This window comes from Pelomonas aquatica (assembly GCF_026712205.1).
Taxonomy (GTDB): domain Bacteria; phylum Pseudomonadota; class Gammaproteobacteria; order Burkholderiales; family Burkholderiaceae_C; genus Pelomonas; species Pelomonas aquatica.
This window is the reverse complement of record NZ_JAPPUW010000001.1, coordinates 221,118-247,303: the sequence shown is the minus strand read 5'-3', so window position 1 is coordinate 247,303 and position 26,186 is coordinate 221,118. Positions and strand designations below refer to the sequence as shown.

At 68.3% G+C, this 26,186-nt stretch carries 25 protein-coding genes; 5 read left to right on the top strand and 20 right to left on the bottom strand.

Annotated features, from left to right (window positions below):
- Window positions 1-74: 74 nt before the first annotated feature.
- From NYP07_RS01210 to recA, 12 genes are all read right to left on the bottom strand, one after another.
- Window positions 75-533: a pilin gene (locus NYP07_RS01210; protein ID WP_378989714.1), complete on the bottom strand. Its 459-nt coding sequence runs from the start codon at window positions 531-533 to the stop codon at window positions 75-77.
- 170 nt (window positions 534-703) lie between these two features.
- Entirely contained in the window at window positions 704-1,162 is a 459-nt protein-coding gene (locus NYP07_RS01200; RefSeq protein WP_276596805.1) for a pilin, read from the bottom strand.
- A gap of 269 nt (window positions 1,163-1,431) precedes the next feature.
- Window positions 1,432-2,217: a 3',5'-cyclic-nucleotide phosphodiesterase gene (locus tag NYP07_RS01190; protein ID WP_268146524.1), complete on the bottom strand. Its 786-nt coding sequence runs from the start codon at window positions 2,215-2,217 to the stop codon at window positions 1,432-1,434.
- A 167-nt stretch (window positions 2,218-2,384) separates the two neighbouring features.
- Complete coding sequence (locus NYP07_RS01185) at window positions 2,385-3,038, bottom strand: FHA domain-containing protein (protein ID WP_268146522.1); 654 nt, start codon at window positions 3,036-3,038, stop codon at window positions 2,385-2,387.
- Window positions 3,039-3,087: 49 nt separating this feature from the next.
- Entirely contained in the window at window positions 3,088-3,885 is a 798-nt protein-coding gene (locus NYP07_RS01180) for a Stp1/IreP family PP2C-type Ser/Thr phosphatase (protein WP_268146520.1), read from the bottom strand.
- Complete coding sequence (locus tag NYP07_RS01175; RefSeq protein WP_268146518.1) at window positions 3,882-4,979, bottom strand: serine/threonine-protein kinase; 1,098 nt, start codon at window positions 4,977-4,979, stop codon at window positions 3,882-3,884. The genes NYP07_RS01180 and NYP07_RS01175 overlap by 4 nt, the downstream gene beginning before the upstream one ends.
- A 278-nt stretch (window positions 4,980-5,257) precedes the next feature.
- A complete protein-coding gene (locus NYP07_RS01170; protein ID WP_268146516.1) occupies window positions 5,258-5,950 on the bottom strand; it encodes a TerC family protein in 693 nt (230 codons plus the stop codon).
- Between the two features lie 63 nt (window positions 5,951-6,013).
- Window positions 6,014-6,907: a succinate--CoA ligase subunit alpha gene (sucD, locus tag NYP07_RS01165; protein WP_268146514.1), complete on the bottom strand. Its 894-nt coding sequence runs from the start codon at window positions 6,905-6,907 to the stop codon at window positions 6,014-6,016.
- 78 nt (window positions 6,908-6,985) lie between these two features.
- Entirely contained in the window at window positions 6,986-8,146 is a 1,161-nt protein-coding gene (sucC, locus tag NYP07_RS01160; RefSeq protein ID WP_268146511.1) for an ADP-forming succinate--CoA ligase subunit beta, read from the bottom strand.
- A gap of 25 nt (window positions 8,147-8,171) precedes the next feature.
- The gene (locus tag NYP07_RS01155) at window positions 8,172-8,738 is read right to left on the bottom strand and encodes a DUF2889 domain-containing protein (protein ID WP_268146508.1); all 567 of its coding nucleotides are present in this window, start codon (window positions 8,736-8,738) and stop codon (window positions 8,172-8,174) included.
- Between the two features lie 351 nt (window positions 8,739-9,089).
- Window positions 9,090-9,605 carry a regulatory protein RecX gene (locus NYP07_RS01150; protein ID WP_268146506.1) on the bottom strand — a complete coding sequence of 172 codons (516 nt, stop codon included), beginning with the start codon at window positions 9,603-9,605 and terminating at the stop codon, window positions 9,090-9,092.
- A 104-nt stretch (window positions 9,606-9,709) separates the two neighbouring features.
- Window positions 9,710-10,759 carry a recombinase RecA gene (recA, locus tag NYP07_RS01145; protein ID WP_268146504.1) on the bottom strand — a complete coding sequence of 350 codons (1,050 nt, stop codon included), beginning with the start codon at window positions 10,757-10,759 and terminating at the stop codon, window positions 9,710-9,712.
- Window positions 10,760-10,908: 149 nt separating this feature from the next.
- On the opposite strand from recA, the gene NYP07_RS01140 reads away from it, so the two are divergent.
- Window positions 10,909-11,580, top strand: a complete 672-nt coding sequence (locus NYP07_RS01140) for a response regulator (protein WP_268146502.1) — start codon at window positions 10,909-10,911, stop codon at window positions 11,578-11,580.
- A gap of 88 nt (window positions 11,581-11,668) precedes the next feature.
- Window positions 11,669-13,180 carry a sensor histidine kinase gene (locus NYP07_RS01135; RefSeq protein WP_268146500.1) on the top strand — a complete coding sequence of 504 codons (1,512 nt, stop codon included), beginning with the start codon at window positions 11,669-11,671 and terminating at the stop codon, window positions 13,178-13,180.
- Here NYP07_RS01135 and rodA read toward each other — a convergent pair.
- Genes rodA through NYP07_RS01110 form a run of 5 tightly spaced genes read right to left on the bottom strand, consistent with a single transcriptional unit; the run spans window position 13,158 to window position 18,922 of the window.
- Entirely contained in the window at window positions 13,158-14,312 is a 1,155-nt protein-coding gene (gene rodA / locus NYP07_RS01130; RefSeq protein WP_268146497.1) for a rod shape-determining protein RodA, read from the bottom strand. The two genes, NYP07_RS01135 and rodA, sit on opposite strands and share 23 nt — an antisense overlap.
- Complete coding sequence (mrdA, locus tag NYP07_RS01125; protein WP_268146495.1) at window positions 14,309-16,330, bottom strand: penicillin-binding protein 2; 2,022 nt, start codon at window positions 16,328-16,330, stop codon at window positions 14,309-14,311. The genes rodA and mrdA overlap by 4 nt, the downstream gene beginning before the upstream one ends.
- Window positions 16,331-16,336: 6 nt before the next feature.
- Window positions 16,337-16,858 carry a rod shape-determining protein MreD gene (gene mreD, locus NYP07_RS01120; protein WP_268146493.1) on the bottom strand — a complete coding sequence of 174 codons (522 nt, stop codon included), beginning with the start codon at window positions 16,856-16,858 and terminating at the stop codon, window positions 16,337-16,339.
- Complete coding sequence (gene mreC, locus NYP07_RS01115) at window positions 16,855-17,847, bottom strand: rod shape-determining protein MreC (RefSeq protein ID WP_268146491.1); 993 nt, start codon at window positions 17,845-17,847, stop codon at window positions 16,855-16,857. The genes mreD and mreC overlap by 4 nt, the downstream gene beginning before the upstream one ends.
- A gap of 31 nt (window positions 17,848-17,878) precedes the next feature.
- Window positions 17,879-18,922, bottom strand: a complete 1,044-nt coding sequence (locus NYP07_RS01110) for a rod shape-determining protein (protein WP_056191483.1) — start codon at window positions 18,920-18,922, stop codon at window positions 17,879-17,881.
- Window positions 18,923-19,132: 210 nt separating this feature from the next.
- Here NYP07_RS01110 and gatC point away from each other — a divergent pair, with 210 nt between their 5' ends.
- The 3 genes from gatC to gatB are packed head-to-tail and all read left to right on the top strand — an operon-like array spanning window position 19,133 to window position 22,382.
- Window positions 19,133-19,432 carry an Asp-tRNA(Asn)/Glu-tRNA(Gln) amidotransferase subunit GatC gene (gene gatC, locus NYP07_RS01105; RefSeq protein WP_268146485.1) on the top strand — a complete coding sequence of 100 codons (300 nt, stop codon included), beginning with the start codon at window positions 19,133-19,135 and terminating at the stop codon, window positions 19,430-19,432.
- Window positions 19,429-20,919, top strand: a complete 1,491-nt coding sequence (gene gatA, locus NYP07_RS01100) for an Asp-tRNA(Asn)/Glu-tRNA(Gln) amidotransferase subunit GatA (protein WP_268146482.1) — start codon at window positions 19,429-19,431, stop codon at window positions 20,917-20,919. Before gatC ends, gatA begins: the two co-directional genes overlap by 4 nt.
- 2 nt (window positions 20,920-20,921) lie before the next feature.
- Window positions 20,922-22,382, top strand: a complete 1,461-nt coding sequence (gene gatB / locus NYP07_RS01095; RefSeq protein WP_268146480.1) for an Asp-tRNA(Asn)/Glu-tRNA(Gln) amidotransferase subunit GatB — start codon at window positions 20,922-20,924, stop codon at window positions 22,380-22,382.
- A 15-nt stretch (window positions 22,383-22,397) separates the two neighbouring features.
- Here gatB and NYP07_RS01090 read toward each other — a convergent pair whose 3' ends face one another.
- The 3 genes from NYP07_RS01090 to NYP07_RS01080 all read right to left on the bottom strand — a co-directional run bounded on the left by NYP07_RS01090 (window position 22,398) and on the right by NYP07_RS01080 (window position 26,158).
- On the bottom strand, window positions 22,398-23,084 hold the full coding sequence (locus tag NYP07_RS01090; protein WP_268146478.1) for a hypothetical protein: 687 nt from the start codon (window positions 23,082-23,084) through the stop codon (window positions 22,398-22,400).
- Window positions 23,084-23,764 carry an orotate phosphoribosyltransferase gene (gene pyrE / locus NYP07_RS01085; RefSeq protein WP_268146476.1) on the bottom strand — a complete coding sequence of 227 codons (681 nt, stop codon included), beginning with the start codon at window positions 23,762-23,764 and terminating at the stop codon, window positions 23,084-23,086. Before pyrE ends, NYP07_RS01090 begins: the two co-directional genes overlap by 1 nt.
- A 78-nt stretch (window positions 23,765-23,842) precedes the next feature.
- The gene (locus NYP07_RS01080; protein ID WP_268146474.1) at window positions 23,843-26,158 is read right to left on the bottom strand and encodes a TonB-dependent receptor; all 2,316 of its coding nucleotides are present in this window, start codon (window positions 26,156-26,158) and stop codon (window positions 23,843-23,845) included.
- Between the last annotated feature and the right edge of the window lie 28 nt (window positions 26,159-26,186).

Sequence of the window (26,186 nt, the reverse complement as noted above, 5' to 3'; positions counted from 1 at the left end):
TAGAGATGAAAGAAAAAACGGCGCCAGAAGGCGCCATCTGAGAATCAAAACTTAGAATTGTTGAAGCAACGGTCTCAAGACGCACTGTTCTTCATGATGGCATCCTTGACGGAGCCTGCGGGGGCATCGGTCGAGATCGTCCACGTCACGGCCGTGGTGCCGACGTTGGCCACCCATTGGATGTAGGTCGCCGTGCTCACGGCGCCGGACACCAGATTGGCTTTGATCGTGCCGCCGGTCGAGGTGTCCACAGACGCCACTTCGTTGGTCGCCTTGAAGTTGGCATCGGCGGGGACGCCGTTGTTGGTGCCACCACCCGTGCAGCTGGTGGCAACACCGCCATTTTCCTGGATACACAGAGCAACGGCCGCCTTGATCGAGTCGACCGCGGAGAGGGCGTTGGCGGCTTTGGCCTTGGCGGTGTAGTCCTTGTACTGCGGAATGGCCACAGCAGCCAGGATGCCGATGATGGCCACGACGATCATCAGTTCGATCAGGGTGAAGCCCTGCTGGGCGCATTGCTTCAGGTTCACGGGATGCTCCTAGGCTAAGAGGGTGGTTTGGAGAGGTGGCCACTCTCCTTCATGCAGGGAGCATGCCAGTCCGTCAGGGCTGGTCGTAGCGGGAGCGCATGGTAGAAAAACGGCGCCCCAAAGGGCGCCGTCTGTAGATTAGAACTCGGAGTGCTGTTGAAGTAACGGTCTCAAGAAGCGCTGTTCTTCATGATGGCATCCTTGACGGAGCCTGCGGGGGCATCGGTCGAGATCGTCCATGTCACGGCGGTGGTGCCAACGTTGGCCACCCATTGGATGTAGGTCGCCGTGCTCACGGCGCCAGATACCAGATTGGCTTTGATCGTGCCGCCAGTAGTCGTGACGATTGAAGCCACTTCATTGGTTGCCTTGAAGTTGGCATCGGCGGGGATGCCATTGTTGGTGCCGCCACCCGTGCAGCTGGAGGCAACGCCGCCGTTTTCCTGGATACACAGAGCGACGGCCGCCTTGATCGAGTCGACTGCGGAGAGTGCGTTGGCGGCCTTGGCCTTGGCCGTGTAGTCCTTGTACTGCGGAATGGCGACCGCAGCGAGGATGCCGATGATGGCCACGACGATCATCAGTTCGATCAGGGTGAAGCCCTGTTGGGCGCGTTGCTTCAGGTTCATGGGGAGCTCCTTGGGAAAGCGGGAGGGGGGGACGCTCCCTCATGTTGCAGGGGGCGTGCCAGCCCGGTGCAGCTGGGTTTCGGCGTGCAAAGTTCTCGGAAACACACGGAAATGCGCCGTTTGAGCTTCGGGTTGACAAGAAACGTCACTCCAGCCTGCCACTTTCTGTCAGACCAGGTTGGGCGCCGTCGCAAGAAACGTCAGCCCGGCAAAGCGAAACGGCATCCCTGGGGATGCCGTCGTTCAGGGCCTTGCCTTCCTTCGCGGCGTCACAGGCTCATGGTCTGCCCGGCAGCCAGCGCGCTGATCCGATGCGGGCTGTTCAGCAGCCCGATGCCCTGCATGACGGCGCTGACCTCGCCGGGCTTGATGTGAGTGATGCGCACGTCCACGCTGCCGGCCAGTTGCGCGAGTTCGCGGCCGAGGTCGGTGGGGCAGAGGTGCTGGCTGACATGGGCCACCTCGGCCTCGTCGTCGCTGAAGGCGGTCTCGATGACGAGGTGGGACAGTTTCAGCCCGGCCAGGCGGCGCCACAGCGCCGGGTTGGGGCCGGTGTCGCCGGTGAAGACCCAGTGGGCGTGGCCGGCTGCCGCGCCGCCGTCGACGGCGAAGCCGACCGCGGGCACGGTGTGGGCCGCGGGCAGGATCTCGACGATGCGGCCGCCGAGGTCCAGGCGCTCGCCGATCTGGAAGGGGTGCAGGGACAGCACGGGGGCGTCGCGGCTGGGCAGGGTCGTGAAGTCGGGCCAGATGACGCCGTTGAAGATGTGCTGGCGCAGTGCGGCCAGCGTTTCGGGCAGGGCGTGGACCTGCACGGGCGGGCGGCCGGCGGCGGCGCGCAGGCGCAGCACGGCGTCGGCCAGCAGCGGGATGCCCAGCACGTGGTCGAGGTGCGAGTGGCTGAGCAGGATGTGGTCGACGGCGGCCAGCGCCTGCAGTGGCAGATCGCCCACGCCGGTGCCGGCGTCGATGAGGACATCGTCGTCGAGCAGGAAGGCGGTGGTCTTGTAGCCGGCGGCGATGGCGCCGGAGCAGCCCAGGACGCGGATGTTCATGCGGTGCGTGGCTCGGGTTCGGGAGCCTCGCGTCGGGCGAGGCAGAGCCAAGAATGTACGCAGCGTCCCGCACTGCCGGACGGTCGGATTACCGACTAGGGGTCATCGCCGGCGTGAGGAAATCACACGCGGCCGCGGCGCCCGCCGGGCGAGGCCGCGGGGCGGGGTCAGCCCTGGACGAATTGCATCTGCGTGCCGGCCAGTTCGATCAGGTCGCCGCTGCGCAGCGCGATCGATTCGCCGGTCAGCGGGATGCCGTTGACGCTGGGGCGGTGGGTGCCTTCCACGTGGGCGAAGACGTAGCCGGTGGGGCGCTTGGTGATGGAGGCGACCTGCACGCCGGGCTTGCCCAGCGTCGTGACGACCTTGGTCAGCGCGACCTCGCGGCCGGCGGCGGCGCCGGTCAGCACCTTGATGGAGGCCGGGCCGACGGGGGCGGCACCGCCGAGGGCGCCAAAGGAGGAGCCCAGTCCCAGGTTCGGCGGAGCGCTGGCGCCGGGCTTGAGGATCATGGTCTTCTCGTAGTCGCCGCCGTCGTTCAGCAGGAACTTGATCTTGTATTTGCCGATTTCGACGGTGTCGTTGTCGGCCAGCAACTGCTTCTTGATGGCCTTGCCGTTGATGTAGGTGCCGTTGGTGGAGTTCAGGTCTTCGATGAAGACGTCGGCACCGGCCATCTGCAGCACCGCGTGCTCGCCCGAGACGGCGAGGTTGTCGATGACGATGTCGTTGTAAGGGCGCCGACCGAGAGTCGTCTTGTCCTTGGTGATCTGTACCTCCTTGATCACCACGCCGTCGAGCGAAACCACCAGTTTGCCCATGTATGACCTCAAGTTCTGTTGTATGCGTCGCGACTCTTCAGGCAGGGAGTCAGTTGCCGCCACGCCGACCGAAGGGCCACCAGCCCCGTCCTTCGGCACGTTGGCGGCCCGCGGCGCGGGCCAGGATGAGCGCGATGTTATCCCGGCCGCCGTTGTCATTGGCCGCATTGATCAGCGCGCGTGCAGCTTCGGGCAGGGCGCGATGGCCGTTCAGCAGGCTGGCCAGCGTGTCGTCGTCGAGCATGTCCGACAGGCCGTCCGAGCAGAGTAAGTAGATGTCACCCGCCTGAACCTCGTGCAGATGCAGCTCCATCAGCACCGTGTCCTCGACGCCGACGGCGCGCGTGACGAGGTTCTTGTTGCTGGAGAACGCGGCTTCCTCGACCGTGAGGAGGCCGGCGTCGATCTGCTCCTGCAGCAGGGAGTGGTCGCGGGTGATCTGCATCAGGCGGCCCGCCCGCAGCCGGTAGGCCCGCGAGTCGCCGACGTGGCCGAGCAGCAGGCCCTCGGGACGGAAGACGCCCAGCACCAGGGTCGTGCCCATGCCGGCATAGCGCGGGTTGGTGTTGGCGGCGTTGAAGATGGCGCGGTTGGCGTTGTCGACGCAGATGTCCATCGCGCGCTTGACCTCGCCGGCGCGCGCCTCGCGGCCGGTGTCCTTGAGCCAGCGGCCGAGCTCGGTGCTGACGAAGCTGGTCAGCATCTGGCTGGCGACTTCGCCGGCGTTGTAGCCGCCCATTCCGTCGGCCAGCACGATCAGCCCGGCGGCGGCGTCCAGCGCGACCGAATCCTCGTTGTTGTCGCGCGCGCGGCCCACGTCGGTGGCGCTGAAGAACTCCAGGATCATGGGGCTTTCGATGGCTCGGGGGGCTCGGCAGGGGAGCGAGGATTCTGCCCTGCTTCCCCGGGCGCCAAGCGCAGTGTTTGTGCGAAGGCCGCGTCCTGATGCACGGCCGCGTCGGGGGCACAGGGCTCGGACTGCAGGTCCATGGAGAGCACGGCTTCGAGGTCGCGCGCCATCTGTTCGCCGCCGCCGTAGCGCAGCTCGGGGCGCTTCTCGAGGGCCAGGGCCAGCACCAGGGCCAGGGGCTCGGGCAGTTCCGGGCGGCGGCTGCGCACGTCGGGTGCCGGCTCGGTTGCGATTTGTTGCATCAGCCGCGCCATCGACTCGCTGTGGTGGGGCAGCGTGCCGCTGAGCAGCTGGTAGAGCAGCACGCCGAGCGAGTAGAGGTCGCTGCGGCCGTCCACGGTCAGGCCGGCCAGCTGTTCGGGCGACATGAAGGAGGGCGTGCCCAGGACCAGGCCGGTGCGCGTGCGGCTGCCGTCGCCGACGCGGGCGATGCCGAAGTCCATCAGCTTGAGGCTGCCGTTGACGCGGTCCAGCATCACGTTGGCGGGCTTGATGTCGCGGTGGATGACGCCCTGGCTGTGCGCATAGGCCAGCGCGCGGGCCAGGCGCGCGCCGATCTGCACGACCTCGCGCACGGGCAGCAGCTGGCCGGGCCGGGTGAAGAGGCTGAGGTCGCGGCCCAGCACGTATTCGAGGGCGATCCAGGCGTCGTTGCCGTCCTGGCCGGCATCCACGACCTGCAGGATGTCGGGGTGCTCCAGCGCGCCGGCCGCGTGGGCTTCGCGCATAAAGCGCGAGCGCACGTCGGCCAGATCCTCGGCGGAGAACTCGCGGCTCAGCGCCAGGCGCTTGACGGCGACCTGGCGGCCGGTCGAGCGCTGCGTGGCCTTGTAGACGACGGCCATCGCGCCGCGGCCGATCTCGGCGCCGAGCTCGTAGCCCTGCAGTCCCGAAGGTGCCGCGTCCGGCGCGGCCTCGGGCTGCAGCGTGACGGGCTGCGTCGACGGCTCGCCGGCCGGCGCGTCGGCCGTGCCGGCCACGCGGCCGACGAGCCGCTGCCAGAAGCTGCCGGGTTTGCCGCTGCTTGCCATGCGGTTGATCTTAGAACCTGTTCACGGCCTCCCCGTGGCGCCCGTTGCCCCGCAAAAACGGCGGATGCAAGGCGCAAACCGGAGACGGGCTGGGTGCCCGGCGAGGATTTGCAACGCCGCAGACGCTGTTTTTGCGGGGCAACCCGAAGGGCAAGGCAGCACAAGGCCGCACTCGTTGTTGCCCACCTTGGCCGGGCATGAGCCTGGCCGGCGGCGCGCGCCTAGATTGCGACCTTGTGCTGCCTTGCGGGCGCCACGGTGAGGCCGTGAACAGGTTCTTAGGACTCACGCCGCGTGCGGCGGCTCAGTGCCAGTCCGACGGCGACGACGAAGATCGCGCCGCTGAGGCTGACGGCGTAGTCCAGGCCATGCAGATGGCTGTCGAACCAGTCGCGAGCGGCGGCGTCCGTCGTGGCCAGCTCGCCGGCCACGAAGCCCAGCAGCGCCGCGCCCAGCGTGACGATGGCCGGGAAGCGCTGCATCAGCTTCAGCAGCAGCGTGCTGCCGAAGACGATGAGCGGGATGGACAGGCCGAGGCCGATGATGAGCAGGGGCAGGCGCAGGCCCTCGGGCGCGCCGTCGGCGGCGGCGGCGACGGCGATGACGTTGTCCAGGCTCATGACCAGGTCGGCGGCGAGGATGGTGAGCACGGCGCCCCACAGCGTGGTGCGGGCGCGCACGTCGGCCGCGTCGTCGCTGTCGACCAGCAGCTGGATGCCGATCCACAGCAGCATCACGGCGCCGGCCAGCTTCAGCCACGGCAGCTGCAGCAATTGCATGGCGAACAGCGTCAGCACGACGCGCAGCGCAATGGCCGCGCCGCTGCCGAGGACGATGGCCGGTCTCTGCTGCGCGGCCGGCAGGTTGCGCGCGGCCAGCGCGATGACGACGGCGTTGTCGCCCGACAGCAGCAGGTTGACCCAGACGATCTTCAGCAGCGCGATCAGGAAGGCGGCGTTCAGCAGGTCCATGTCATGGCGAAAAAAAACCGCCGGGTTGGTGCCCGGCGGCTTTCTGCGGGAACCAAGCCCGGATTACAGCAGGGCCTTCAGCAGCCTGCCCATCTCGGACGGGTTGCGCGTGACGGTGAAGCCGCACTCTTCCATGATGGCGAGCTTGGCATCGGCCGTGTCGGCGCCGCCGGAGATCAGCGCGCCGGCGTGGCCCATGCGCTTGCCCGGAGGGGCGGTGACGCCGGCGATGAAGCCGACGATGGGCTTCTTCATGTTGGCCTTGCACCAGCGGGCGGCTTCGGCCTCGTCGGGGCCGCCGATCTCGCCGATCATGATGACGGCGTCGGTGTCCGGGTCGTCGTTGAAGGCCTTCATCACGTCGATGTGCTTGAGGCCGTTGATCGGGTCGCCGCCGATGCCGACGGCCGACGACTGGCCGATGCCCAGCTCGGTCAGCTGGGCCACGGCTTCATAGGTCAGCGTGCCGGAGCGCGAGACCACGCCGACGCGGCCCTTGCGGTGGATGTGGCCGGGCATGATGCCGATCTTGATTTCTTCCGGCGTGATCAGGCCGGGGCAGTTGGGGCCCAGCAGCAGCGTCTTCTTGCCGCCGGCGGCTTCCTTGGCCTTCATCTTGTTGCGCACTTCCAGCATGTCGCGCACGGGAATGCCTTCGGTGATGCAGATGGCCAGGTCCAGGTCGGCCTCGACGGCTTCCCAGATGGCAGCGGCAGCGCCGGCGGGCGGCACGTAGATGACCGAGACGGTCGCGCCGGTCTGCGAGGCGGCTTCCTTGACGGTGGCGTAGATGGGGATCTCGCTGAACTTCTCGCCGGCCTTCTTCGGGTTCACGCCCGCGACGAAGGCGTTCTTGCCGTTGGCATAGGCCTGGCAACCCAGCGTATGGAACTGGCCGGTCTTGCCGGTGATGCCCTGGGTGATGACCTTGGTGTCTTTGTTGATGTAGATGGACATGTCTTGTTCCTAGTCAGTTGGGGACAGGGCTACTCGCTTCGCTCGGGCGGTCTGTCCCGCAAAGGCATTAGCTTTGGCTTAGGCCACAGCCGCAACGATCTTGGTGGCCGCTTCGGCCATCGTGTCGGCGGCGATGATGGGCAGGCCGGATTCGGCCAGCATCTTCTTGCCCAGCTCTTCGTTGGTGCCCTTCATGCGCACGACCAGCGGCACGGACAGGTTCACGGCCTTGCAGGCGGTGATGACGCCCTCGGCGATGGTGTCGCACTTCATGATGCCGCCGAAGATGTTGACGAGGATGCCCTTCACGCTCTTGTTCTTGAGCATGATCTTGAAGGCCTCGGTCACCTTCTCGGCCGTGGCGCCGCCGCCGACGTCCAGGAAGTTGGCCGGCTCGCCGCCGAACAGCTTGATGGTGTCCATCGTGGCCATGGCCAGGCCGGCGCCGTTCACCAGGCAGCCGATGTTGCCGTCCAGCGAGATGTAGGCCAGGTCGAACTTGGAGGCTTCGATCTCGGCCGGGTCTTCTTCATCGAGGTCGCGGTAGGCGACGATCTCGGGGTGGCGGAACAGCGCGTTGGCGTCGAAGTTGAACTTCGCGTCCAGGGCCATCAGATTGCCCTTGCCGTCGCGGTTCAGCGGGTTGATTTCCACCAGCGACGCGTCGGTGTCCATGTAGCACTTGTAGAGCTTGGCGAACAGGTCGACGGCCTGGTCGACCGTGTGGCCTTGCATGCCGATGGCGGCCGCCACCTTCCTACTCTGCTCGGCGGTGATGCCGGTCAACGGGTCGATCATCTCGGTGATGATCTTCTCGGGCGTGCTGTGGGCCACCTCTTCGATGTCCATGCCGCCTTCGCTGGAGGCGATCAGCGCGACCTTCTGCGTGGCGCGGTCGGTCACCAGCGAGATGTAGAACTCCTTGCCGATGTCGGCGCCATCCTCGACGTAGAGGCGGCGGACCTTCTGGCCTTCGGGGCCGGTCTGGTGGGTCTTGAGCTGCATGCCCAGGATGGCCTCGGACTTTTCCTTGACGTCGTCGATGGTCTTGGCGACCTTGACGCCACCGCCCTTGCCGCGGCCGCCGGCGTGGATCTGGGCCTTCACGACCCAGACCGGGCCGCCCAGCTTCTGTGCGGCCTCGACGGCTTCCTGCACGGTGAAGGCCGGGATGCCGCGCGGCACCGGCACGCCGAACTGGCGCAGGATTTCTTTGCCCTGGTATTCGTGGATTTTCATGGCTGGGTCTCTCGGGTCGGGGTAGTCAGGAAGCGGTCGCGGCCGGCGTCAGATGCCAGCGTGGGTAGAACTTGGCGACGGTCTCGCCGTCGCGGCGCAGCGCGTGGCAGCGATCGAGTTGGAAAGGGGGATTGCCGTCGGAATCGCCTTCGCGGGTATCGATGACAGAACCCGCCATCGCCTGGATGACGGCGGTGGGCAGCACCTGGCAGAGTTCGGTCAGGTGGGTGCAGCCCCGCGTACCTGCCAATCGTTCCTGGACGGCCTGACGGAAGCCTTTCAGCAGGTTGAGGCCGATCAGGCGGGCGTAGGCGTCGCCGTGCACATTGCAGGCGCCGGGGTAGGGCATCCACAGCGTTTCGGACGTGGCGGCCGTAATGGTCAGTGCCGTGTCGACCGTCAGGTGCAGGCGCATCTCGTGGATGGGCTCGCCCGCCTTGCGGGGCACGCCGGCCAGTGGCACATCATGGGTCTTGGTGTCCGTCAGGCTGGCTTCGACATCGAACAGGCCGTCATCGCGCGCGAACACCTGCACATCGAGGGCGCGGCGGTGCAGCGGGCGGCGCGTGACGGGAGGATGGACGGCGGGCATGGCGGGGAACTTCGCGAAACAACCCGGCCGGTGCCGGGACGGGGCGCTCCCCGCTTTCGCGGCCGCTTTGCACAAGGGGCAAATGGGCCTGTAACCGGGTGAACCCTCATTTTTGGGCAGCAGGCAATGTAGCACGGAGGGTGAAAACTACCGCTGCGCGCCTGGTTGAGCGGCCCTTTGCGGGCGAGTTCAGAGGTTGAGAGTTTTTCGGCCGTGTCCGCAAGGCGCGTCAAAACGCCGCCGATCTAGACGCAAAGCGCAGCCATAGCTCGGGCTATGGCGAGCATTTGCAACGACGAGCGGGGGTGTTTTGGCGTGCAAGGCGAGCATGGGTGAAAGACTCTCAACCTCTCAGGCCTTCAGCAGACGGCGCACGATGTCGGCGGCGAACCCCCTGGCCAGCAGGAAGCGCGTCTGGCGGGCCTGCTCGCTAGCGTCGCGCGCCGGCTCCGCGCCGAAGCGCTTGTGCCAGACCTCCCGGGCGCGTTCCAGCTCGGTGGCACGCAGCGAGGCCTGCTGCTCTGCGCCCAGCTTCAGCCCGTGCTGGGCCAGTTCCTGCTGGATGCGCTGGGCACCGAAACGGCCCGAGCGCAGATGCAGGCGGGATTCGACAAACCGGGTTTCGTCCAGGTAGCCGTCGGTGGCGAGCGCGTCGAGCAGTGCGTCGACGGCGGTTTCGCCGGACGCGGAATCGTCGTCCGGCACGGGCGAATCTGCTTCACCGGCCTCGGCGGCCCCGACCGCGGCCAGGCGCTGGCGCTGTTCGATCCGCAGCAGCTTGCGCCTCAGCTCCGCGCGGCTGTGTTCGCGCTGTGCCAGCAGCCCGATGGCGCGCGCTTTCAGCGACAGGAGTGGACGGATCGCCATGCAGCCTGGACCGGCGGTTACTCCTTGTCCGCAGAGCCTTCGGCCGCGCCCAACGGGGCGACGCCGACCGCTGCGCGGATCTTGTTTTGGCGAAACCGCATGGGTCACTCCTTGTCAGTCGCGCCCCCGGCCTCGCCCAACGGGGCGACGCCGACCGCTTCGCGGATGCGGTTTTCGATTTCGTGGGCGATGTCGGGGTTCTCGCGCAGGAACTCGCGGGCGTTGTCCTTGCCCTGGCCGATCTTCTCGCCGTTGTAGGCATACCAGGCGCCGGACTTGTCGACGATCTTGTGGACGACGCCCATGTCGACGATCTCGCCCTCGCGGCTGATGCCCTCGCCGTAGAGGATGTCGAACTCGGCGGTCTTGAACGGCGGGCTGACCTTGTTCTTGACGACCTTGACCTTGGTCTCGGAGCCGATGATCTCCTCGCCCTTCTTGATCGAGCCGATGCGGCGGATGTCCAGGCGCACGGACGAATAGAACTTCAGCGCGTTGCCGCCGGTGGTCGTCTCGGGCGAGCCGAACATGACGCCGATCTTCATGCGGATCTGGTTGATGAAGATGACCGTGCAGTTGGTCTTCTTGATGGTGGCGGTCAGCTTGCGCAGGGCCTGGCTCATCAGGCGGGCCTGCAGGCCGGGGAGCTGGTCGCCCATCTCGCCTTCGAGCTCGGCCTTGGGCGTCAGGGCCGCGACCGAGTCGATGACGATGAGGTCGACCGAGCCGGAGCGCACCAGCGCGTCGACGATCTCGAGGGCCTGTTCGCCGGTGTCGGGCTGGCTGATCAGCAGGTCGGTCAGGTTGACGCCGAGCTTCTGCGCGTACTGGATGTCGAGCGCGTGTTCGGCATCGATGAAGGCGCAGGTGCCCTGGAGCTTCTGCATCTCGGCGATGACCTGCAGCGTCAGCGTGGTCTTGCCGGAGGACTCGGGGCCGTAGATCTCGATGACGCGGCCGCGCGGCAGGCCGCCGACGCCCAGCGCGATGTCCAGGCCCAGCGAGCCGGTGGAGACGACCTGGATGTCTTCCAGCGCCTCGCCCTCGCCGAGGCGCATGATGGAGCCCTTGCCGAACTGCTTCTCGATCTGGGCGAGGGCGGCCTGCAGGGCCTTGGCTTTTTCGGTGTTCAGGGCTTTGACGGGGGCGTCCATGCGGTTCTCCAAAGAATGGCTGAATTATGGGGCAATCTGTATGTTTGTACAGTGGTTTCTCCCCAGGCTTGATGAGCATCCTAGGCAGGTGGTGGCTCATGGCGTGAGCCACCCGCTCAACACATAACATCGGCCGAGGAGACAAGACGATGCGCATCCTGATTGCCGAAGACGACCAAGTGCTGGCCGACGGGCTGTTGCGCGCGCTGCGCGCGTCGGGCTATGCGGTGGACCGTGTCAGCAGCGGCACCGAGGCCGACGCGGCGCTGGCGACGCACGAGTTCGACCTCGTCATCCTCGACCTCGGCCTGCCGCGCCTGCACGGGCTCGAGGTGCTGCGCAAGCTGCGCGCGCGCGGCTCGACGATGCCGGTGCTGATCCTGACCGCGGCGGACAGCGTCGAGCAGCGCGTCAAGGGCCTGGACCTGGGCGCGGACGACTACATGGCCAAGCCCTTCTCGCTGCAGGAGCTGGAGGCGCGCGTGCGGGCGCTGACCCGGCGCGGCCTGGGCACCGCGAGCAGCCTCATCAAGCATGGGCCGCTGACCTTCGACGCGACCGGCCGCGTCGCCTACATCAACGAGCAGATGCTGGAACTGTCGGCGCGCGAGCTGTCGCTGCTGGAGGTGCTGCTGCAGCGCGCCGGCCGCCTGGTCAGCAAGGATCAGCTCGTCGAGCGCCTGTGCGAGTGGGGCGAGGAGGTCTCGAACAACGCGATCGAGGTCTACATCCACCGGCTGCGCAAGAAGATCGAGCAGGGGCCGATCCGCATCGCGACCGTGCGCGGCCTCGGCTACTGCCTCGAAAAGATCCCTTCATGATGGGGCTCCCCGTCGGCTGGGTACAGCCGTCGGCCCTCCGAGAGGGCCGGGCCTTGCTTGGGAGCGGCCCAGCGCTGCGGCCCGCCTGATGCCGAGCAAAGACGGCGCCAGCCCCCAGCAGGGCTCGCTGTTCGGCGAGATCCTCGACTGGATGCTCGCCCCGCTGCTGCTGATCTGGCCGATCAGCGTGGCGCTGACCTGGCTGGTGGCGCAGGGCATCGCGAGCCGGCCCTACGACCGCGAGCTGGGCGAGACGGCGCGCAGCCTGGGCCTGCAGGTTGCGGCTGCCGAGGCGCCGATGGGATTGGCCAAGGGCCGGGACCGCAATGCGCTGGCGCCCGAGGCCGCGGCGCTGCTGCGGGCCGATGCGTCGGACACGGTCTTCTACCAGGTGCTCGGCCTGCGCGGCGAGCTGCTGAGCGGCGATGCGGCGCTGCCGGTGCCGGTCGAGGAAGCGCCGATCGTGCCCTGGGAGATCCATTTCCGCGACGACGAGGTGGGCACCGACGCCGTGCGCGTGGCCTATCTGTGGGTCGCGCCCGAGGGCCAGGCGGGCTCGACGCGGACGATGCTCGTGCAGGTCGCCGAGACGCTGGGCAAGCGGGCGCGGCTGACCAACGAGATCATCAAGGGCGTCATCCTGCCGCAGTTCGTCATCCTGCCGCTGGCCGTGCTGCTGGTGTGGCTGGCGCTGGCGCGCGGCATCTCGCCGCTGAACGAGCTGCAGCGGCGCATCCGCTCGCGCGAGAGCTCGGACCTGTCGCCCATCGACGAGCAGCGCGTGCCCGACGAGGTCGCGCCGCTGGTGCGCGCCATCAACGACCTGCTGGCGCGGCTGGATTCGTCGATGAGCCGGCAGAAGCATTTCCTGGCCGATGCGGCCCACCAGCTGAAGACGCCGCTGGCCGGCCTGCGCACCCAGGCCGAGCTGATCCAGCGCGAGATCGACGCCGGCCGCGCGTCGCCCGACGAGATGAAGCGCTCGCTCGCGCAGATCGCGCGCGCCAGCGAGCGGGCGGCGCATATGGTCAACCAGCTGCTGTCGATGGCGCGCGCCGAGGACGCCGAGCAGGCCATGCGGCGCGAGCCGGTCAACCTGGCCGAGATCGCCATCGACACCGTGCGCGACTTCGTGCCGCGCGCGCTGGAGCGGCGCATCGACCTCGGCTACGACGGCGTCGCGCCGGACGACAGCCGGCTGCGCGTGCAGGCCCAGCCGGTGCTGCTGGGCGAGCTGATCCGCAACCTCGTCGACAACGCGCTGCTGTACACGCCGGCGGGCGGCGTCGTCACGGTGCGTGTCGTCGAGGACCCCTTCGGCCAGGTCGTCGTGCTGCAGGTCGAGGACACCGGGCCGGGCATTTCGCCGGCCGAGCGCGAGAAGGTCTTCCAGCCCTTCTACCGCTCGCTGGGCAGCGGCGTGGAGGGCTCGGGCCTGGGGCTGGCCATCGTGCAGGAGATCGTGCAGCAGCATGCGGCCGAGCTGACGCTGGACGACACGCGCGTGCGCCGCGCGGCGGGCGGCGAATCGCCCGACGGCCAGGGGCCGGGGGCGCGCTTCACGATCCGGTTTCCGGCTACGTCTTCACCAACTTCTTGACGCGCGCGATGGACAGCAGCAGGCCGAGCGACAGGCCCAGCGTCACCATCGCCGTGCCGCCGTAGCTGACGAAGGGCAGGGGCACGCCGACGACGGGCAGGATGCCGCTGACCATGCCCATGTTGACGAACACATAGGTGAAGAAGCTCAGCGTCACCGCGCCGGCCATCAGCCGCGTGAACAGCGTGGGCGCATCGGACGCGATCATCAGCCCGCGCAGGATCAGCGCCGTGAAGCCGGCCAGCAGGGCCAGCGCGCCGAGCAGGCCGAACTCCTCGCCGAAGGCCGCGAAGATGAAGTCCGTCGTGCGCTCGGGGATGAACTCCAGATGGGTCTGCGTGCCTTGCATGAAGCCCTTGCCGGTCAGGCCGCCGGAGCCGATCGCGATCTCGCCCTGGATGATGTGGAAGCCCTTGCCGAGCGGGTCCTTGCTCGGGTCCAACAGCGTGCAGATGCGGTGCTTCTGGTATTCCTTGAGCACCGGCCAGGTCAGGTCGGGCTCGCAGATCTTGTCTTCGCTCAGCACCAGGGCCGTGGCCGCGGCGGCACCCAGCACCAGGGCCGGCAGGATGAGCTTCCACGGCAGGCCGGCGAAGAAGATCACATAGAGGCCCGCGGCCAGCACCAGGATGCCGGTGCCGAGGTCGGGCTGCTTGGCGATCAGCAGGAAGGGCAGCAGCAGCAGCGCGAAGGCGGCGATGAAGTCCGGCCAGCGCAGCAGGCCCTCGCGCTTCTGGAACCACCAGGCCAGCATCAGCGGCACGGCGAGCTTGAGCAGCTCGGAGGGCTGGATCTGCGTGACGCCGATGCTGAGCCAGCGCGTCGCGCCCTTCTTCGTGACGCCGAACAGCGCCGTCGCCACCAGCAGCATCACGCCGACCGTGTAGAGCGGGATGGCGACGGCCATCAACTTCTGCGGCGGCACCTGGGCGACGAGGAACATCAGGCCCAGGGCCAGCACCATATTGCGCGCATGGTCGGGGAAGCGCGTGCCGTTGTCATGGCCGGCCGAGTACATGCACAGCAGGCCCCAGACGCACAGCCACAGCACGGCGATCAGCAGCGGGATGTCGAAGCCGCTGAGCCAGGGCCGCAGCCGCTGCCACAGGGGTGGTCGTTCGATGACGGTCATCGCGAGGCTCCGGAAGCTGGGACCGAGGCGGCGGAGGCCGCCACGGCCGGCGCGGACGCGGCCTGGCCCGGTTGACCAGGCAAGGGCACGTCGGCCGCGCGACGCGGCGTGCCGATGGGCGCGAAGGTCTGGCCCATCTGTGTCTTCGCGATGTCTTCCTCGCTGGGGTATTGGCCGAGCAGCAGGTAGTCGAACACGCGGCGTGCGATCGGCGCGGCTGACATCGAGCCGAAGCCGGCGTTCTCGACGATGAGGGCCAGCGCCACGGTGGGGTGGTCGACCGGTGCGAAGGCGACGTAGAGGGAGTGGTCGCGCTTGCGCTCGTCGGCCTTGATGGCGCTGTACTTCTCGCCGGCCTTCAGGCCGATGGCCTGGGCCGTGCCGGTCTTGCCGGCGCTCTGGTAGGGCGCGTTCAGGAAGGCCAGGCGCGAGGTGCCTTCCAGCGTCACGCCGTTCATCGCGTTGTGGATGATGGCCACGTCGGCGGGCTTGAGCGGCAACGGCGTCAGCGCGTCGCTGGCCACGCGGCGGTCCTCGTGCCTGACGACGTCCTCGATGTCGCGCACCAGGCGCGGCTTGAAGCGCAGGCCGCCCGACGCGATGGTGGCGTAGGCCGTGGCCATCTGCAGCATCGTGAAGTTGTTGTAGCCCTGGCCGATGCCCAGCGAGATGGTCTCGCCGGCATACCACTTCTGCTGCTCGGGGCGCTTGAACTTCCTGCGCTTCCACTCGGTGGAGGGCAGGTCGCCGGTGACCTCGCCCTGCACGTCGATGTCAGTCCTGCGGCCCAGGCCGAAGGGCTCCAGCTGGTCGTGGATCAGGTCCACGCCCATCTCGTTGGCCAGGCCGTAGAAGTAGACGTTGGACGAGGTGACGATGGCCAGGCGCATGTCCTTCGGCCCGGCGCGGTCCGTCTCGGGGCTGCCGAAGGTGCGGCCGCCGAAGCTGAAGCTCAGGTTGTCCTGGATGATGGTGCGCGGGTCGCGCTTGCCGGTGTTCAGCGCGGCCATGGCCATCAGCGGCTTGAAGGTCGAGCCCGGCGGGTAGGTGCCGCGCAGCGCGCGGTTCAGCAGCGGCTTGTCGATGTCCTCGTTGAGGTCGCGCCAGGAGTCGGCATCGATGCCGTCGACGAAGAGGTTGGGGTCGAAGGTCGGCTTGGACACGAAGGCCAGCACCTCGCCGTTGCGCGGGTCGATGGCCACCAGCGCGCCGCGGCGCTCGCCGAAGAGCTGCTCCACCAGCGCCTGCAGCTTGATGTCGACGGACAGGTTCAGCGTGTTGCCGGGCGTGGGCGGCCGGTGGGCCAGCCGGCGCACCGCGCGGCCGCCGGCGCTGGTCTCGACCTGCTCGAAGCCGGTCGTGCCGTGCAGCTCGCGCTCGTAGGCCTGCTCCAGGCCGAGCTTGCCGATGTATTCGGTGCCGCGGTAGTTGGCGAGGTCTTCCTCTTCCCAGTCGTCCATGGCCTTCTTCTCGGCCTGGTTGATGCGGCCGATGTAGCCGATCAGGTGGGCGCCGACCTCGCCCAGCGGGTAGGAGCGGAACAGCCGCGCCTTGATCTCGACACCGGGGAAGCGGAAGCGCTGCGCCGTGAAGCGGGCGACTTCCTCGTCGGTCAGCTTGGTGCGGATGGGCAGGGAGTCGGTGTGCTTGGCTTCTTCCAGCAGGCGCTTGAAGCGGCGCTTGTCGCGGGCCTGGATCTCGATGACCTGGCCGAGGGCCTCGATGGTGGCGTCCAGGTCGACGACCTTCTCGGGGTTGATCTCCAGCGTGTAGGCCGAGTAGTTGCTGGCCAGCACGACGCCGTTGCGGTCCTTGATGAGGCCGCGGTTGGGCACGATGGGCACGACCGCGATGCGGTTGGACTCGGCGCGTTCGGCAAAGCTGTCGTACTGCACGACCTGCAGCCACACGAGGCGCGCGACCAGCAGCCCGAAGCAGAACAGCACGAAGGCGCCCGCGGCCAGCACGCGCTTGCGGAAGCGCGACAGCTCCTGGTGGAGGTTCTTGAGGACGACCACTTGGGTTTACAGCGGGCGATGCGCGTCCCGGTCGGGTGCGCGCCGCTGCGGCGCCAGCAGCAGCATGCTGGCGACCGGCCACAGCGCGGCCTCGAACACCGGCGCCAGCAGCACGCTCCAGCCCGGCCACATGCCGCCGACCAGCATCCGCACGACCAGGGCCAGCGCATGGGCGGCGAAGAACAGCGGCAGCACCTGCACGGCCTGGGCGCCGAGGGAGAACCAGGCCAGGCGGCGGTGCAGCGTGATCGCGCCGAAGCTCAGGCCGCTGTAGGCCAGCGCGTGCTGGCCCAGCAGGGCGCCGTCGTGCACGTCGATGAGCAGGCCGAACACGAAGGCCCACAGCACGCCGACGCGGCGCGGCTGGTGCACGCCCCAGAACACCAGCACGACGGCCAGCACGTCGGGCATCGCGGCGATGCGGCCCGTGGGCACCATGTCGATCATCAGCGCGACGATCAGCGTGAGCGCGATGAACCAGGGGTTGGCGGGGAGCAGCAGCTTTTCGGCTGCGCGCGGCATGATCATGGCGCCGCCCCCGAAGCCTTGGCCGCCGCCTTCTCGGCGCGCTCGGCCTTCTTCGCGGCGCGGATCGTGGCCTTGGCCTCGGCCGCCAAGGTCGCTTCGGCCGCCGCCGCGGCCTCGGCCTCCTTCTTGGCCGCCAGGTGGCGGTCCATCGGCTGCAGCACCAGCACATGGCGGGCGCTGTCGGGCTGGGCGATGGGGGCCAGCAGCACCTGCGCGAAGCTGGAATCGCCACGGCGCTCGACGGCGGCCACCTTGGCCACCGGCAGGCCCGGCGGGTAGACGCCGTCCAGGCCCGAGGTCGTCATCAGGTCGCCGACCTTGATGTCGGCGTTGGCGGCCAGGAAGCGCAGCTCCATGCCGCTGCCGTCGGAGCGGCCGGCGGCGGCGTTGCGCATCTGCGTGCGGGCGTTCAGCAGCGGGATGGCGGCTTCCTTGTCGGTCAGCAGCGTGACCTCGGCAGACAGCGGGTAGACGCGCGTCACCTGGCCCAGCACGCCGGCCTCGTTGATGACCGGCGAGCCGGCCGCCACGCCCTGGGTTGCGCCGCGATCGATGACGACGCGGCGGGAGAAGGGGTCGGGCGCCTCGAACAGCACTTCCGCGGAGATCGACGGCACGGTCAGCGACGGCTGCAGGCCGAGCAGCTTGCGCAGCCTCTCGTTCTCGGCCTGCAGCGCGCCGGCGCGCGACAGGCGCTCGGCCTGCTCGGCGAGCTGGCGCCGGGCAAGGTCCTCGGCCGCCATCGCGCGCTTGGTGCCGCGCAGGTAGTCGCCGGCCGTGTCCCAGGCGTCCACCGGCGCCAGCAGCAGGCGCTGCACCGGCTGCAGCACCAGGGCCAGCGCCGCGCGGGCCGGCTGCATCAGCCTGAAGCGGGCATCCGCCACCATCAGCAGCAGGGCCAGCGCAGAGCACAGCGCGAGCTTGGTCAGCGCCGACGGACCCTGACGGAAGAACGGTGGTGGCGAGCGGTCGAGGGTGCCGAAGGGCATCGCGCGCCTGGTGGGCTGGGGGTGAGTGGGCTTATTCCGACGTGAAGATCGAGCCCAGGCGCTCCATGCGCTCCAGCGCCATGCCGCAGCCGCGCACGACGCAGGTCAGCGGGTCTTCGGCCACCAGCACCGGCAGGCCGGTCTCCTCGCCGAGCAGGCGGTCCAGGTCGCGCAGCAGTGCGCCACCGCCGGTCAGCATCATGCCGCGCTCGGCGATGTCGGCGCCCAGCTCGGGCGGCGTCTGCTCCAGCGCGTTCTTCACGGCGGAGACGATCTGGTTCAGCGGGTCGGTCAGCGCTTCCAGGATCTCGTTGGACGAGATCGTGAAGCTGCGCGGCACGCCTTCGGAGAGGTTGCGGCCCTTGACCTCCATCTCCTTGACCTCGCTGCCGGGGAAGGCGGAGCCGATGTTCTTCTTGATCGCCTCGGCCGTGGGCTCGCCGATCAGCATGCCGTAGTTGCGGCGGATGTAGTTGATGATGGCTTCGTCGAACTTGTCGCCGCCGACGCGGACCGAGCCCTTGTAGACCATGCCGCCCAGCGAGATGACGCCGACCTCGGTGGTGCCGCCGCCGATGTCGACGACCATGGAGCCCGAGGCCTCGGCCACCGGCAGGCCGGCGCCGATCGCGGCGGCCATCGGTTCCTCGATCAGGTAGACCTCGCTGGCGCCGGCGCCCAGCGCCGACTCGCGGATCGCGCGGCGCTCGACCTGGGTCGAGCCGCAGGGCACGCAGATGATGATCCTCGGCGACGGCTTGAACGTCTTCGAGTCGTGGACCATCTTGATGAACTGCTTGAGCATCTGCTCGGTGACCGTGAAGTCGGCGATGACGCCGTCCTTCATCGGGCGGATGGCCTCGATGTTGCCGGGCACCTTGCCCAGCATGGCCTTGGCCTCGCGGCCGACGGCCTGGATGGTCTTCTTGCCGTTGGGGCCGCCTTCGTGGCGGATCGAGACCACCGAGGGCTCGTCGAGGACGATGCCCTTGCCGCGAACATAGATCAGGGTGTTGGCGGTGCCGAGGTCGATGGCCAGGTCGGTGGAGAAATAGCGGCGCAGGGAGGCGAACATGGTGTGGCGCGGGGAGCCTCGCCGACGCGGCGCGGCTTGAAAAAATCGGGCGGCTGGAAAGCCAGAGGCCGCCCGGTCGGCGACGAAATGCATCGCTGAAGGGGCAGCCTCGAAGGCCATGAAGATGGGCTGCGATAATAACCGAACACCCCGTTCTGAGGCCCGCCAACACTGGTTTGTAGGCCCCAGGCTTACATCTGAAAACCCTTCATGAGCCTCACCCCTGACGACGTGAGCCGCATCGCCAACCTGGCCCGGCTGGAACTGCAACCGGCCGAGTCCGAGGCGCTGCTGGGCAACCTGAACGACTTCTTCAAGATCGTCGACCAGATGAGCGCCGTCGACACCGCCGGCGTCGAGCCGCTGTACACGCCGCTGTCGGCCGTGCGGCAGGTCGCGCTGCGGCTGCGCGACGACGTCGTCACCGAGCTCAACCAGCGCGAGCTCAACCAGCGCAGCGCCCCGGCCGTCGAGGACGGCCTCTTCCTCGTTCCCAAGGTCATCGAATGAAGCCCGTTCACGACATGGGCGTGGCCGAGCTGGCCGCCGCCCTGAAGCGCCGTGCGCTGTCCAGCCGCGAGGCCACGCAGGCCCTGCTGGACCGCATCCAGGCCCACGACCAGGCGCTCGGCGCCTTCCTGCACGTCGACGCCGACGGCGCGCTGGCCCGCGCCGATGCTGCCGACGCGGCCTTGGCCGCCGGCCATGCGGGCGCGCTGGCCGGTGTGCCCATCGCCCACAAGGACATCTACGTCACCGCCGACATGCCGACGACGGCCGGCTCGAAGATCCTGGCCGGCTACCGCAGCCCCTTCGACGCCACCGTCGTGGCCCGGCTGAATGCGGCCGGCACGGTGTCGCTCGGCAAGCTGAACTGCGACGAGTTCGCGATGGGCTCGGCCAACGAGAACAGCGCCTTCTTCCCGGCCAGCAACCCCTGGGATCTGGCCCGCGTGCCGGGCGGCTCGTCGGGCGGCTCGGCCGTGGCCGTGGCGGCCCGGCTGGCGCCGGCCGTGACCGGCACCGACACCGGCGGCTCCATCCGCCAGCCGGCCAGCTTCACCGGCATCACCGGCATCAAGCCGACCTATGGCGTGTGCTCGCGCTACGGCATGATCGCCTTCGCGTCCAGCCTGGACCAGGCCGGCCCCATGGCCCGTTCGGCCGAGGACTGTGCGCTGCTGCTGTCGGCGATGAGCGGCTTCGACGAGCGCGACGCGACCAGCGTCGAGCAGCCGCCGCAGGACTTCCACGCCCAGATGCTGGCGGCCCGCGAGGGTGCTGCCGCGGGCAAGCCGCTGGCTGGCCTGCGCATTGGCCTGCCGCGCGAGTTCTTCCCGGCCGGCTTGTCGAGCGACGTGAACGCTGCCGTGCGCGCCGGCCTGGCCGAGCTGGAAAAGCTCGGCGCGACGCTGGTGGACGTGAGCCTGCCGCGCACCGAGCTGGCCATCCCCGTCTACTACATCATTGCGCCGGCCGAGGCGAGCTCCAACCTCTCCCGCTTCGACGGCGTCAAGTTCGGCCACCGTGCCGCGCAGTATGACGACCTGCTCGACATGTACAAGAAGACGCGTGCCGAGGGCTTCGGCCCCGAGGTGAAGCGCCGCATCATGATCGGCAGCTATGTGCTCTCGCACGGCTACTACGACGCCTACTACCTGCAGGCGCAGAAGCTGCGCCGCATGATCGCGGACGATTTCCAGGCCTGCTTCCAGCAATGCGACCTGATCGCCGGCCCGGTGGCGCCGACGGTGGCCTGGAAGCACGGCGAGGGCAAGGACGACCCGACCCAGGCCTACCTCGCCGACATCTTCACGCTGCCCGGCTCGCTGGCCGGCCTGCCCGGCATGAGCGTGCCGGTGGGCGCCGGCGCGGGCGGCATGCCCGTGGGCCTGCAGCTGATCGGCAACTACTTCAAGGAAGGGCAGCTGCTGCACGCCGCGCACGCCCTCCAGCAGGCGACTGACTGGCACCGGCGCGCCCCGGCAGGATTCTGAACATGCCCACCTCCCAACTCATCCGCGGCTACGAGGTCGTCATCGGCCTCGAGAACCACGTCCAGCTGTCCACGCAGAGCAAGATCTTCAGCGGCAGCTCCACCGCCTTCGGCGCCGCCCCTAACACCCAGGCCTCGCCCGTGGACCTGGCCCTGCCCGGCACGCTGCCGGTGCTGAACCGAGCAGCCGTCGAGCGCGCGATCCGCTTCGGCCTGGCGGTCGGCGCCAAGGTCGCGCCGCTGTCGATCTTCGCCCGCAAGAACTACTTCTACCCCGACCTGCCCAAGGGCTACCAGATCAGCCAGTTCGAGATCCCGGTGGTGCAGGGCGGCGCGGTGGAGTTCTTCGTTGGCGATGTGAAGCACAAGGTCAACCTGACCCGCGCCCACCTGGAAGAGGATGCGGGCAAAAGCCTGCACGAGGACTACCACGGCCAGTCGGGCATCGACCTGAACCGCGCCGGCACGCCGCTGCTGGAGATCGTCTCCGAGCCCGACATGCGCTCGGGTGCCGAGGCGGCCGAGTACGCCAAGACCCTGCACGCGCTGGTCATGTGGCTGGGCATCTGCGACGGCAATATGCAGGAAGGATCCTTCCGCTGCGACGTCAACGTGTCGGTGCGCAAGCCCGGCGAGCCCTTCGGCACGCGCCGCGAGATCAAGAACCTCAACAGCTTCCGCTTCCTCGTCGACGCGGTGAACTACGAGGTCAACTGGCAGATCGACGAACTGGAGGACGGCCGAAGAATCAGCCAAGCCACCGTGCTCTACAACCCGGACACCGGCGAGACCCGTGCGATGCGCAGCAAGGAGGACTCGGCCGACTACCGCTACTTCCCCGACCCCGACCTGCCGCCGCTGGTCATCGGCCCGGCGTGGGTGGAGCGCGTGAAGGGCGAGATGCCCGAACTGCCGGCCGTGATGGCCGCGCGCTTCGAGAGCGCCGACGGCCTGCCAGCCTACGACGCGACGATGATGACGCAGAGCCTGGCGACGGCGCGCTTCTATGAGGCGACCAGGGACATTTGCAAGGCGCCCAAATCGGTTGCCAATTGGCTTCAAGGCGAAGTCGCCAAGCATCTCAACGCTACCGATGCGTCGATCGAGACGGTCCCGTTTGCGCCGGTGCATCTGGCGCGCCTGATTCAGCTCATCCAGGACGGCACCATTTCCAACAATGGCGCCAAGACGTTGTTCAAGCTGTTCTGGGCGCCGAAGCCGCCTGACGGCACAGGGTGGATCGATGAGAGCGTGGATACCCTTGGCCTGAGGCAAGTCAGCGACACCGGCGCCATCGAGGTCATCCTCGACGAGGTGCTGGCGGCCAACCCGAAGTCCGTCGACGAGTACCGCGCCGGCAAGGACAAGGCCTTCAACGCGCTGGTCGGCCAGGCCATGAAGGCGACCAAGGGCAAGGCCAACCCGGCCCTGGTCAACGAACTGCTGAAGAAGAAGCTCGGCTGACCGGCCGCTCCGCCGTTATTTCGACGCGGCGGGTTTCGGCGCCGCCGCCGGCTTCGGCTGCTCGGTCAGCGGCGGCATCGAGCCCGGGGGCGCGCCGGCCCAGAGCTTGCGCAGCCGCGCCAGCTCGGCGTCGAAGCGCGAGTTGATGCGCACGATCTCGGCCTTCTGGTTCTCGATGAGTACCTGCTGGGCCTCGACGCTGGCGTCGTTGGCGTCCAGCGCCTGCTTGAGCTTGGCCGGCAGCGGCCTGCCCTGGTAGAACTCGGCCTCGTCCAGCAGCGGCTTGCGCTCGGTGCCGAGATCCTTGATGCGGCGCTCGGAGAGGCGCGTGGCCTTGCTGGCGTCGTCCAGCGCCAGGTTGCGCGCGCGCTGGTGGGCGGCCTCGTTGGGGTAGCGCTGCACCAGCGTGCGGTCGCGGCGGACGGCGTCCTGCTGGGCGAGGCGCTCGGCCGCCGCGCGGCGGTCGGCGGCGTCCTTGGCGGCGTGTTCCTCGGGGCTGAGGAAGGGCGGCAGCGTCGAGCGCTGCGAGCCGTCGGGGTTGAGTACGCGCTGTTCGCGCGCCGTGCATTCGAGGATGGGGCGGTCGCTGGTGAGCCGCCGGCCGTCGGCCGTCGTGCAGGTGTAGATGCCCTTGCCCGGCGAGCCTTCCTGGGCCCAGGCGGTGGACGCGAACAGCAGGCAGGCGACGAGCAGGGGGCGCATCAGACTCCGTAACGCTGTCGGTAGGCCAGCACGGCCGGGCGATGGGCGGCCAGCTCGGGCATGCTGTCGATTGAGGCGTCCAGATAGGCCAGCAGGTCGGCCAGCCCGGCCACGGCGACGACGGGCAGGCCGTAGCGCTGCTGCACCTGCTGCACGGCGGAGTGCGGGCTGTCGACGCCGCCCTCGGCGGCCTTCTCCTGGCGGTCCAGCGCGATGGCCACGCCGCAGGGCGTGGCACCGGCGGCCTCGATCATCTGGATGGATTCGCGCACCGAGGTGCCGGCGGAGATGACGTCGTCGATGATGAGCACGCGGCCCTGCACCGGCGCGCCGACCAGGGTGCCGCCTTCGCCGTGGTCCTTGGCTTCCTTGCGGTTGTAGGCGAAGGGCCGGTTGTGCCCGCGCCGTGCCAGCTCCATGGCCACGGCGGCCGCCAGCGTGATGCCCTTGTAGGCCGGGCCGAAGATCATGTCGAACTGCAGGCCCGACGCGATCAGGCGTTCGGCGTAGAAGCCGGCCAGCCGGCCCAGCTTGGCGCCGTCGTCGAACAGGCCGGCGTTGAAGAAATAGGGGCTGAGCCGGCCCGCCTTGGTCTTGAACTCGCCGAAGCGCAACACGCCGGTCTCGACGGCGAAGGCGACGAAAGACTGGGCGAGGGAGTCGGTGGGCGCGGCAGACATGTCTGAAGATTCTAGGGGCCAAAAAAAGCGGCCCGGCCCCTGGAAAGGGCCGGGCCGTTCATTGCCACGGGGGCGTGCTCAGAACGAAGCTTTGAACTGCGCGCCGTAGGTGCGCGGCTCGTTGACGATGCCGGTCAGGTTGTTGAAGTCGATGGCGGCAATGATCTGGCGGTGGTTTGTGATGTTGCGCGAGAAGGCCGCCACCTCGTACTTGCCATTGGCCCAGCCGTAGCCGACGCGCAGGCCGCCTTCGAGGGCCGCCTTGGCGGTGTACTCGACGGCCGCATACGGGAACATGTTGTACTTGTCCTTGTAGGCCCAGTCGGTCAGCACCGTCAGCTCGCCGTTGCCGATCTCGGTGCTGTACTTCAGCGTCCAGTTCGCCACCCACTTCGGCGCGCGCGGCAGCGGGTTGCCGTTGATGCTGACGGTGCCGCTCGGGCCTGCCGGATTGAGCACGTTGCAGCCGGTGTTGGGCTGCAGGAACTGGAAGTTGGCGTTGCCGCAGGGCGCCATGTACAGGTTGGGATCCTTGATCTTCGTGTCGTTGTACGACAGGCCCAGTGTCGTGCGCCAGTCGCGCGCGATGATGGCCTGGGCGTCCAGCTCGAAGCCCTGGCCCTCGGCCCTGGCGGCGTTGACGAGGCGGTTCTGGTTGATGGAGCCGCTGCCGGCGGTCAGCTGCAGGTCCTTCACACGGTACTTGAACACCGTGCCGGTGATGCGGGCCGTGTTGTTCAGCAGATCGGCCTTGAAGCCGGCCTCGACGGACAGCACCTTCTCGGAGCTGGCGATCGAGATCGGCGACGTGCCGGCCGGGACGGCCGACGCATCGAAGAACAGGATGCGGCCCTGGATGGACGGCGCGCGGTAGCCGGTGGCCACGCGGGCGAACAGGCTGGTGGCCTTGTCCAGCGTGTAGTTGCCGCCCAGGTCCCAGCTCCAGTTGGTGGACTTGGGATGCGCCGTCACCGGGGCGATGGCGGGCAGGAAGGGGTGCGAGGTGCGCTGGGCGTCGAAGTCCTTCTTGTCGTCGGTGTAGCGCAGGCCGCCGCGGATCTTGAAGTCCGGCGTCACCGCATAGTTCAGGTTGCCGAACGCCGCCCAGGACGTGGCCTGCTGGTGCTGGACGGCATAGCCGTTCTGCGGCTCGCCGGGCGTGAAGGTGTCGAAGTTGAAGCTGTCCACCTGCAGCTTCTCGTTGAAGTAGTACAGGCCGCCGATCCACTGCAGCGGGGCATTGGTGTTGGACTGCAGGCGGAACTCCTGCGTCGTCTGGCGCAGATAGGGGATGCCGTCGGCGGTCTGGGCGTCGAAGGGGATGAGCGACGGCTGGCCGGGGTAGCTCGGACCGTCGGGGATGCCACCGAAGCGGCTGCCGAAGCCGCCGTCCACGTCGCCGCGGCTGTAGAACTTGGCCTGGTCGTGTGCCGTGATCGAGTACAGCGACATGCCGTCGAAGTCCCAGCGCAGGCGGGCGCTGACCTCGCTGGATTTCAGCGTCTGGCTGTTGTAGCCGTCGGTGGGGTAGTAGCCGTCGCTGTAGCCGTCGACCAAATCGTTGGTGCCGCGCTTCATGATGTTGGCGCGGAAGGTCGTCGCGGTGCCGGCGTAGTCGCGGGCCTGGACCTTGAACAGGGCCGAGAAGCCGCCGTTCTTGTAGGCGGCCTGCAGGCGCAGGGCCTTGTCGTTGTAGCCCTCGAGATCCTTGGTGCCGGTGGGCATCGGGTTGTGCACGCGGTTGTCCTGGTGCTGCGCAATGCCGGCGACGCGCATCTGCCAGTCGTCGTTCAGCGGCACGTTGATGGCGGCCTCCAGGTTGGCGGCATTCCAGCGGCCGTAGCTGAAGTTGGCATAACCCTCCAGGCGCTTGCCCGGCTTGGCGGAGTCGAACTTCATGACGCCGGCCGGCGAGTTGCGGCCGAAGAGGGTGCCCTGCGGGCCGCGCAGCAGCTCGACCTGCTCCATGTCGAAGACCGGGAAGCCCTTGAGCGCGATGCTTTCCTGCACGACGTCGTCATAGACCAGGCCCACGGGCTGGGACGCGTTCATGTCGAAGTCGGTGTTGCCCAGGCCGCGCACATAGAAGCGCGGGAAGGTGCGGCCGTAGTCGGACTCGATGTTCAGGCTGGGCACCTTGCCGGACAGCGCGCGCACGTCCTGGCCGCTGGCGTTGTAGGTGTCGAGCTCCTCGGACTTGATGGCCGAGATCGACAGCGGGACTTCCTTCAGGTTCTCGGCGCGGCGGCTGCCGGTGACGATGACGGCCTCGAGCTGGTTGACGTCCTTCCTGGCCTCGGGGGCGGGCGCGGTCTGCGCCACGGCGGCCTGCATCGGGAAGGCCGCGCCCAGTGCCAGCGCGAGCAGGGTCGGGGAAAGGCGGTGTTTCGGCATGAGTGATCCTCGGGTTGACGGGTAGGCG

What these genes read in the sequence shown, in the direction of transcription:
- NYP07_RS01080 (WP_268146474.1), bottom strand. Translation starts at nt 26,158, where the DNA reads ATGCCGAAACACCGCCTTTCCCCGACCCTGCTCGCGCTGGCACTGGGC.
- mreC (WP_268146491.1), bottom strand. Translation starts at nt 17,847, where the DNA reads ATGCCCTTCGGCACCCTCGACCGCTCGCCACCACCGTTCTTCCGTCAG.
- mreD (WP_268146493.1), bottom strand. Translation starts at nt 16,858, where the DNA reads ATGATCATGCCGCGCGCAGCCGAAAAGCTGCTGCTCCCCGCCAACCCC.
- NYP07_RS01135 (WP_268146500.1), top strand. Translation starts at nt 11,669, where the DNA reads ATGCCGAGCAAAGACGGCGCCAGCCCCCAGCAGGGCTCGCTGTTCGGC.
- NYP07_RS01200 (WP_276596805.1), bottom strand. Translation starts at nt 1,162, where the DNA reads ATGAACCTGAAGCAACGCGCCCAACAGGGCTTCACCCTGATCGAACTG.
- NYP07_RS01185 (WP_268146522.1), bottom strand. Translation starts at nt 3,038, where the DNA reads ATGGGCAAACTGGTGGTTTCGCTCGACGGCGTGGTGATCAAGGAGGTA.
- NYP07_RS01110 (WP_056191483.1), bottom strand. Translation starts at nt 18,922, where the DNA reads ATGTTCGCCTCCCTGCGCCGCTATTTCTCCACCGACCTGGCCATCGAC.
- sucD (WP_268146514.1), bottom strand. Translation starts at nt 6,907, where the DNA reads ATGTCCATCTACATCAACAAAGACACCAAGGTCATCACCCAGGGCATC.
- NYP07_RS01175 (WP_268146518.1), bottom strand. Translation starts at nt 4,979, where the DNA reads ATGGCAAGCAGCGGCAAACCCGGCAGCTTCTGGCAGCGGCTCGTCGGC.
- NYP07_RS01155 (WP_268146508.1), bottom strand. Translation starts at nt 8,738, where the DNA reads ATGCCCGCCGTCCATCCTCCCGTCACGCGCCGCCCGCTGCACCGCCGC.
- NYP07_RS01170 (WP_268146516.1), bottom strand. Translation starts at nt 5,950, where the DNA reads ATGGACCTGCTGAACGCCGCCTTCCTGATCGCGCTGCTGAAGATCGTC.
- gatC (WP_268146485.1), top strand. Translation starts at nt 19,133, where the DNA reads ATGAGCCTCACCCCTGACGACGTGAGCCGCATCGCCAACCTGGCCCGG.
- pyrE (WP_268146476.1), bottom strand. Translation starts at nt 23,764, where the DNA reads ATGTCTGCCGCGCCCACCGACTCCCTCGCCCAGTCTTTCGTCGCCTTC.
- sucC (WP_268146511.1), bottom strand. Translation starts at nt 8,146, where the DNA reads ATGAAAATCCACGAATACCAGGGCAAAGAAATCCTGCGCCAGTTCGGC.
- NYP07_RS01140 (WP_268146502.1), top strand. Translation starts at nt 10,909, where the DNA reads ATGCGCATCCTGATTGCCGAAGACGACCAAGTGCTGGCCGACGGGCTG.
- NYP07_RS01150 (WP_268146506.1), bottom strand. Translation starts at nt 9,605, where the DNA reads ATGGCGATCCGTCCACTCCTGTCGCTGAAAGCGCGCGCCATCGGGCTG.
- NYP07_RS01190 (WP_268146524.1), bottom strand. Translation starts at nt 2,217, where the DNA reads ATGAACATCCGCGTCCTGGGCTGCTCCGGCGCCATCGCCGCCGGCTAC.
- NYP07_RS01180 (WP_268146520.1), bottom strand. Translation starts at nt 3,885, where the DNA reads ATGATCCTGGAGTTCTTCAGCGCCACCGACGTGGGCCGCGCGCGCGAC.
- rodA (WP_268146497.1), bottom strand. Translation starts at nt 14,312, where the DNA reads ATGACCGTCATCGAACGACCACCCCTGTGGCAGCGGCTGCGGCCCTGG.
- recA (WP_268146504.1), bottom strand. Translation starts at nt 10,759, where the DNA reads ATGGACGCCCCCGTCAAAGCCCTGAACACCGAAAAAGCCAAGGCCCTG.
- gatA (WP_268146482.1), top strand. Translation starts at nt 19,429, where the DNA reads ATGAAGCCCGTTCACGACATGGGCGTGGCCGAGCTGGCCGCCGCCCTG.
- gatB (WP_268146480.1), top strand. Translation starts at nt 20,922, where the DNA reads ATGCCCACCTCCCAACTCATCCGCGGCTACGAGGTCGTCATCGGCCTC.
- NYP07_RS01090 (WP_268146478.1), bottom strand. Translation starts at nt 23,084, where the DNA reads ATGCGCCCCCTGCTCGTCGCCTGCCTGCTGTTCGCGTCCACCGCCTGG.